Source organism: Streptomyces sp. Act143, assembly GCF_003143935.1.
Lineage (GTDB): Bacteria > Actinomycetota > Actinomycetes > Streptomycetales > Streptomycetaceae > Streptomyces.
The window spans coordinates 215,601-223,028 of record NZ_QFRX01000001.1 but is presented as its reverse complement, the minus strand read 5'-3'; the positions used below and the strand labels follow the sequence as shown (position 1 = coordinate 223,028).

The 7,428-nt window shown below is 71.7% G+C and carries 6 protein-coding genes; all 6 read left to right on the top strand.

What is annotated here, in order from left to right:
- The coding region (locus DI272_RS00980; protein ID WP_146238434.1) for an alpha/beta fold hydrolase at positions 1 to 2,518 on the top strand (2,518 nt) is incomplete at its 5' end.
- Between the two features lie 71 nt (positions 2,519 to 2,589).
- Positions 2,590 to 3,222 (top strand): DUF6875 domain-containing protein, encoded by a 633-nt coding sequence (locus DI272_RS00975; RefSeq protein ID WP_109493236.1) that lies wholly within the window; start codon positions 2,590 to 2,592, stop codon positions 3,220 to 3,222.
- A 4-nt stretch (positions 3,223 to 3,226) separates the two neighbouring features.
- Positions 3,227 to 4,120 (top strand): alpha/beta hydrolase, encoded by an 894-nt coding sequence (locus DI272_RS00970; RefSeq protein ID WP_258314408.1) that lies wholly within the window; start codon positions 3,227 to 3,229, stop codon positions 4,118 to 4,120.
- A complete protein-coding gene (locus tag DI272_RS00965) occupies positions 4,117 to 4,959 on the top strand; it encodes a tryptophan 2,3-dioxygenase (protein ID WP_109493235.1) in 843 nt (280 codons plus the stop codon). Before DI272_RS00970 ends, DI272_RS00965 begins: the two co-directional genes overlap by 4 nt.
- A gap of 72 nt (positions 4,960 to 5,031) precedes the next feature.
- Positions 5,032 to 6,312, top strand: a complete 1,281-nt coding sequence (locus DI272_RS00960) for a kynureninase (RefSeq protein WP_109493234.1) — start codon at positions 5,032 to 5,034, stop codon at positions 6,310 to 6,312.
- Between the two features lie 50 nt (positions 6,313 to 6,362).
- Positions 6,363 to 7,403, top strand: coding sequence for a 3-hydroxy-D-kynurenine methyltransferase AcmL (gene acmL, locus DI272_RS00955; protein WP_109493233.1), 1,041 nt, complete (start codon positions 6,363 to 6,365; stop codon positions 7,401 to 7,403).
- Positions 7,404 to 7,428: the final 25 nt, after the last annotated feature.

Below are 7,428 nucleotides of genomic sequence, written 5' to 3'. Positions count from 1 at the left end.
GAACGTCCTCACCGAGCACCCCCACATCACCCAGGCTGCCGTGGTCGCCCATCACGACCAGCCCGGCGCCACCCGTCTGATCGCCTACGTCGTCCCCGACACCGAAGGACCGACAGGCGACGAGGAAGAACGTGACCAGATCGGCGAGTGGCAGGATCTCTACGACTCGTTGTACTCGGCGCCCGGTGCGACGCTGGGTGAGGACTTCTCCGGCTGGAACAGCAGTTACGACGGCCGGCCGATCCCGCTGCCCGAGATGCGGGAGTGGCGTGGGGCCACGCTTGAGCGGATCAGGGCGCTCAAGCCCGGCCGTGTCCTGGAGATCGGTGTCGGCACGGGCCTGCTGCTGTCCGGGCTGGCGCCCGAGTGCGAGGAGTACTGGGGCACGGACTTCTCCCCGGTCGTCGTGGAGGAGCTGCGGCGCCATGTCGACGGTGACCCCGAGCTGGCCGGGCGGGTCAGGCTCCGGGTGCAGGCCGCCCACGAGCACCGCGACCTGCCGCGAGAGCACTTCGACACGATCGTGCTCAACTCCGTGGCCCAGTACTTCCCGAACGGCGGATATCTGACGCAGGTCGTCGAGCAGGCCTTCCGTCTGCTCGCGCCCGGTGGTGCCCTGTTCCTGGGCGACTTGCGCAACCCGCGGTTGCTGCGGACCTTCGCCTCCGGTGTGCAGACGGCCCGTGCCGAGGACCCCAGCGACACGGCCGCCATCCGCCGTGCCGTCGAGCAGAGCCTGGTCCTGGAGAAGGAACTCCTCGTCGACCCCGAGTACTTCAGCGCCCTCGCCCACCACGTCCCCGACCTGGCGGGCACCGACATCCAGCTCAAGCGCGGAACCGCCCACAACGAACTCACCCGCTACCGCTACGACGCCACCCTCTACAAGACCGGCATCAACGCCCACCCCCTCACCGACGCCCCCACCCGACCCTGGACCCGTGACCTGGGTGCCCTCGCCGATCATCTGGGCAGCGCGCAGCCCGCCCGGTTGCGCGTCACCGGGGTCCCGCATGCGCGCATCGCGGCCGACCTCGCCGCACAGCGCGCCCTCGAAGCCGGGACGGCACCGGACCTCCGGGACACGACCGGCATCGATCCGGAGGACTTGCACCGCCTGGGTGAGAAATACGGGTACTGGACGGCGATCAGCTGGAACGGGCACGACCCGGCCACCCTCGACCTCACCTACGTCAAGCGCGAACTGCTCGGCGAGGGGGTGCCCGTCGGCGCCTACGCACCCACCGGCGCGGCCGGCCCCGGCACCCCGCTCTCGTCCTGGACCAGCAGCCCGGCCACCGGCCGGAGCACCGGCGCGCTGCTGATGGCCGTACGGGAGCACCTGCGTCGTCGACTGCCCGAATACATGCGCCCCGCCGCCGTCGTTCCGCTCGACCGGCTGCCGCTCACCTCCAATGGCAAGCTCGACCGTGCGGCGCTGCCGGCGCTCGAACCGGAGCGCGCCGACATCGGGCGGGCGCCGGCCACCCCGCAGGAGCAGGTGGTGTGCGAGCTGTTCGCGGAGGTCCTCGGCCGGCCGGTGGTCGGGGTGAGCGAGGACTTCTTCGACCTGGGCGGGCACTCGCTGCTGGCCACCCGGCTGATGGCCCGGCTGCGCGCGGCCTTCGGTGTCGAACTGGGCGTGCGGAGCCTGTTCGAGGCGCCGACGCCGGCGGGCATCGCGGCCCGGCTCGACATCGACGACGCGGACGGCTCGTACGAGGTGATGCTGCCGCTGCGCACCGGGGGCAGCAGGCCGCCGCTGTTCTGTGTCCATCCGGGCGGCGGTATCAGCTGGTCGTACAGCGCGCTCATCAAGCACCTGGGGCCGCAGTATCCGCTGTACGGCATCCAGGCGCGCAGTCTGGCCCGGCCGGAACCCCGGCCCGCCAGCATCGAGGAGATGGCGGTGGATTACGCCGACCAGATCCAGCGGGTGCAGCCGCACGGGCCGTACCACCTGGCCGGCTGGTCGTTCGGCGGACTGTGCGCGCACGCGCTGGCCGCGGAGTTCCAGCGGCGCGGCGAGCCGGTGGCGCTGGTCGCGGTGCTCGACGTGATCCCCGACTGGCAGGGCCTCACCCACGCCGACGTGCCCGCCCCGGACGACCGGGTGATGCTGCTCTACCACGTCGGTCTCGTCGACGACGGCAGCCACCACGACGACGGCGAGATGACCTTCGCCAAGGCGCGGGAGATCCTGCGCCGCCAGGGCAGTGTGCTGGCCAACCTGGAGGAGGACCGGCTCACGACGATCACCGAGATCTCGGCGAACAACACCCATCTGACCGTCGACTACCGGCCCGGCCCGATCGACGGGGACCTGCTGCTGATCGCCTGCTCGGAGGAGCAGGACCCGCCGGTGACCGCCGAGGCCTGGCAGCCGTATGTGCGCGGTTCCGTCGAGGCCCATGTGGTGCCCGGCGACCACGGGTCGATGCTGAGCCGCCCGGACACGCTGGCCGAGATCGGCCGCATCCTCTCGGCCAAGCTCCACGACCTCACCGGCGACGAGTGACCTTCGCGGGCCGCCCACCAGGAACCCGCCGTCCGCTGTCCGCGAGGACCGACACCCGAGGACTGACACTGATGCTGACCGACGTGCTCTCCGTCGACGTGGCCAAGGCCCTGGCCGCCGTGGACGAATGGCTGAGCGAGTACATACGCCGACCGCACGGCGAACTCGGCCGCACCGGCCCGGTGTGCCCGTTCGTCGAGCCCGCCCAGCGGGCCGGCGCGCTGGAGATCCGCGTCCGGCTCGTCGGCCCCACCCCGAGCCAGACCTTGATCGATGAGATCGTCCGCTGCGGCCTCGACGAGTTCAGCGAGGTCGACTGGAAGTCCGGCAACCCGAATCTGCGCTCGCTGCTGCTCGTCCTGCCGGACCTTCCGGCCGAGCATCTGCACCTGCTGGACGCGGCGCACACCGCGCTGAAGCCGGAGAGTGTGCGGCGGGGGCTGATGATCGCCCAGTTCCACGAGAAGTGCGAGGAGAAGGCCGCGCGCAACCCGGTGTTCGAGGTGAGTCATGCCCCGGTACCGATGATGGCGGTGCGGTCGATGGCGATCCACGACGTGCTGTTCCTGGCCGACCGGCGCGAGTGGTTCGAGGAGTACGCGAGCCGTTTCGGCGCCCGCTACCGCACCGGTTCGCATGGCATCGACCCACTGCTGACCGAGGTGTACGAGCGGGCCCGTGCCGCCCACACGCCGGGGAGCTGAGCGCGTGCGCGACGCACCGCCGGCCGGAGGTGCCGTGTACCGGGGCATGGACCAGGCCACGCTGGACCGGCAGTACTCGCCGAGTTCGCGCGTGGCGAGCCTGGACGCCTACCTGCGCGAGTACGAACGGCTCAGCGAAGCCGCCCGCCGGGACCATACGGTGCGGACCTCTCTCGCCTACGGCCCGCACCCGGCGGAGAGACTCGACTACTTCCCCGGACCGGCGGCCGGGCGCATTCCGCTGCTGGTGTTCGTGCACGGCGGGAACTGGCAGGCACTCGGCCGCGCCGAATCGGCGTTCCCGGTGCCGCCGCTGCTGGCCGCCGGCGCGGCGGTCGCGGTGATCGAGTACGGGCTGGCGCCGGACGTCGGCCTCGACGCCATGGCGGGCATGGTGCGCCGGGCCGTGGACTGGCTGCTGCGGCACGCGGACGGGCTCGGGTTCGCCCCGGACCGCCTCCATCTGTGCGGCACGTCGGCCGGCGCGCACCTGGCCGCCATGGCCCTGCTGCCGGATGCGTCGGCCGGCCCGGACGTGTCCGGCCGGATCGCCGGGGCGGTGCTGCTCAGCGGCATGTACGACCTGGAGCCGGTGCGCCTGTCCTACGTCAACGACGCGCTGCGGCTGGACGAGGCCGCGGCCCTGCGCAACAGCCCGATCCTTCGGCTGCCGGCGCGGCTGCCCCCGACGGTGGTCGCCCGCGGCGGGAACGAGACCGAGGAATACGTCCGCCAGCACGACCGGATGGTGAGGGCGCTGCGCCCCCGGGCGGCGGTGACGGAGATCGTCGCCGATCGGCGCGACCACTTCGACCTCCCCTACGACCTGGGCGTGCCGGGCACCGGCCTGGGCGACGCGGTCCTGGCGCAGATGGGACTGGAAGGGACGACCGCATGACCACCGAGCAGCCCACCCGGAGCCCCGCGTGCCCGCTGGCCGCCGACTCCCCGTCGGACACGACCCCGTACGCCCACTACGCGCGGATGGACGAACTGCTGGGCTTGCAGCATCCGCTCAGTTCGGCCCGCACCGAGCCGGGGTTCATCATCATGAGCCAGGTCAAGGAGCTGCTGTTCAAGCTGCTCCACACCGAATTCAGCACAGCGCGCGACCAGTTGGCCGACGACCTGCTCGACGACGCGCTGTGGACGCTGCGCCGCGCCGCGCGGGTGCAGCAGGTGCTGCTGGTGTCGTGGGAGACGTTCTCCGTGCTGTCCCCGGTGGAGTTCGCCGAGTTCCGCGACGTCCTGGGGTCGGCCTCCGGCTTCCAGTCGGCCGGCTACCGGCGACTTGAGTTCCTGCTCGGGAACAAGAACCCCGCGATGGCCGCGCCGCACCGGAACACGGCGGGCTACGACGCGGTGGTCGGCCAACTGCACGAGCCGAGCCTGTACGACGCCGCGCTAGCGCTGCTGGCGCGCCGCGGCCTGCTCACGCCGGACGACGCCACGGACCCGGACCTCACCCGACCGTACCGCGGTGGCGCGGAGGTCGAGGAGGCCTGGCGGGCGGTCTACCGGGACCCCGTCCGCCATCGCGACCTTCATCTGCTCGCCGAGGCGCTGATGGACGCCGCCGACCAGTTCGCCCGCTGGCGCTACACCCATCTGGTCACCGTGCAGCGGATGCTGGGCGCCAAGCCCGGGACCGGCGGCACCGAGGGCGTGGCCTGGCTCGCCCGGATCAGTGAGCACCGCTTCTTCCCGGAACTGTGGTCGGTGCGCTCCACGCTCTGACCAGGCCGCCCACGGCCTCCCCAGGACGGTGGGATACGCGGACACGGACGACACGAGAGAGAAGGAGGGCCGATGGTGAGCGGGATCCCGCGCACGGTGGCCGAGGAACTGGACGCGGCCGATCCGCTCGCCGCGTTCCGCGAGCGGTTCGTCATCACCGATCCGGAACTGATCTACCTGGACGGCAACTCGCTGGGCCCGCTGCCCGCCGCCACGCCCGAGGTGCTGCGGGAGGTGGTCGAGGACGGCTGGGGCGGCGGACTGGTGCGGTCCTGGCAGGGCTGGATCGACTGGGGCGCCCGGCTCGGCGACCGCCTCGCCGAGCATGTGCTCGGTGCCGCGCCCGGCGAGGTGGTGATCTCCGACTCCACGTCGGTCAACCTCTACAAGCTGGCCGCCGCCGCTCTGGACGCGGCGCCGGGGCGCGGCACCGTCCTGATGGACGCCGAGGACTTCCCGACCAACCGGTACATCGTCCAGGGGCTCGCCGAACAGCGCGGGCTTCGGCTGGTGCGGCTGCCGTCCGACCTCGACGGCGGCCTCGACCTCGACGGCGGCCTCGACCTCGACGCCCTGCGCTCGGCGCTGGACGGTGATGTCGCTCTGGTGGTGCTGTCCCTGGTGTCCTACCGAAGCGGCGCGCTGCTGGACATGGCGCAGGTGAACGACCTGGCGCAGGCGGTCGGCGCGCGGGTGCTGTGGGACGTGTCGCACGCCGCCGGAGCCGTCCCCGTGGACCTGGCCGGCACCGGCGCGGAACTCGCCGTCGGCTGCACCTACAAGTACCTCAACGGCGGGCCGGGTTCACCCGCCTTCCTCTATGTGCGCCGCGATCTGCAGTCCCGGCTGCGGCAGCCGGTGTGGGGCTGGTACGGACAGCGCGGGCAGTTCGAGATGGGGCCCGACTACGACCCGGTGCCGGGCATCGAGCGGTTCCTGGTGAGCACCCCGCCGCTGGTGTCGCTGGCGGCGATCGATCCCGCCCTGGCCCTGATCGAGGAGGCCGGGCCGGCGCGGATCCGGGCCAAGGGGCTGCGGCTGGGCCGGCTGGCCGACGATCTGGCGGACGCCTGGCTCACCCCGCTGGGCTTCCGGCCCGCCTCGCCCCGCCCGCCGGAGCGGCGCGGTTCGCATCTGTCCCTGTACCACCCCGACGCCTGGCGGATCTGCCAGGCGCTGGCCGCGGACGCGAAGGTGATCTGCGACTACCGGGTCCCGGACCGGCTGCGTATCGGTCTGTCCCCCCTGGTCACCCGGTTCACCGACGTCTGGGACGCGTTGGCCCGTATCCGCGACGTCGTGGCCGACGGCGCCTACTCCTCCCGGCCCGCAGACCTCGCCCGGGTGACCTGACCTCCGCCCCCGCACACCTCCCTCTCCACCTCAGCCGATTCGGAGTGCCCATGGCTCACGCATCCCCGCTCACCACCGACGGACTGGTCCAGATCCTGTTCGGTTCCTCCGCCTTCCAGATGCTCCGCGCGGGCAGCGAACTTGGCCTGTTCACCCTGCTGCACCGGCGACCGGGCCTGACCCCGCCGGAGATCGGCCGGGAACTCGGCCTGGAGGAGCGGCCGGTACAGATCCTGCTGCTCGGCACCACCGCCCTCGGACTGACAGTGCGTCAGGGCGACGGTTACGGGAACGCCGACGTGCTGAACGGCTTCCTCACGGACGGCACGTGGGAGATCATCGAAGATCTCGTCGAGTACGAGGAACGGATCGTCCGGCCCGCCGAGGTGGATTTCATCGCGTCGCTGCGCGAGAACACCAACGTCGGCCTGCGACGGATCAAGGGCACGGGGGACGATCTCTATCACCGGCTGTCCGCGGACCCTGAGCTGGAGCAGCTGTTCTACCGCTGCATGCGGTCCTGGTCCCGGCTGTCCAACCCCGTCCTGGTCGAGAAGGCCGACCTCGCCGGAGTGCGCCGCGTGCTCGATGTGGGCGGCGGCGACGGCGTCAACGCCATCGCCCTCGCCCAGGCCAACCCCGGCGTCGAATTCACCGTCCTGGACCTGCCCGGCACGGTGGAGATCGCCCGCAAGAAGATCGCCGAACACGGGCTGTCCGAACGGATCTCCGTGCGGGCCGCGGACATCTTCGCCGACACCTACCCGACAGGCCACGACTGTGTGCTCTTCGCCAATCAGCTCGTGATCTGGTCACCGCAGGAGAACATACGGCTGCTGCGCAAGGCACACGCGGCGCTGCCGGACGGCGGCCGGGTCCTGGTGTTCAACGCCATGTCCGACGACAGCGGGGACGGCCCGCTGTACGCGGCCCTGGACAACGTGTACTTCGCGACGCTGCCGGCTGCCGCCAGCACGATCTACCGGTGGGGCCAGTACGAGGAGTGGTTCGCCGCGGCCGGGTTCGTCAAACCCGAGCGGCTGCCCGGTGACCGGTGGACGCCGCACGGCGTGATCAGCGCGGTCAAGTGACGTCCCGGCGAGTACCGGAGCCGAC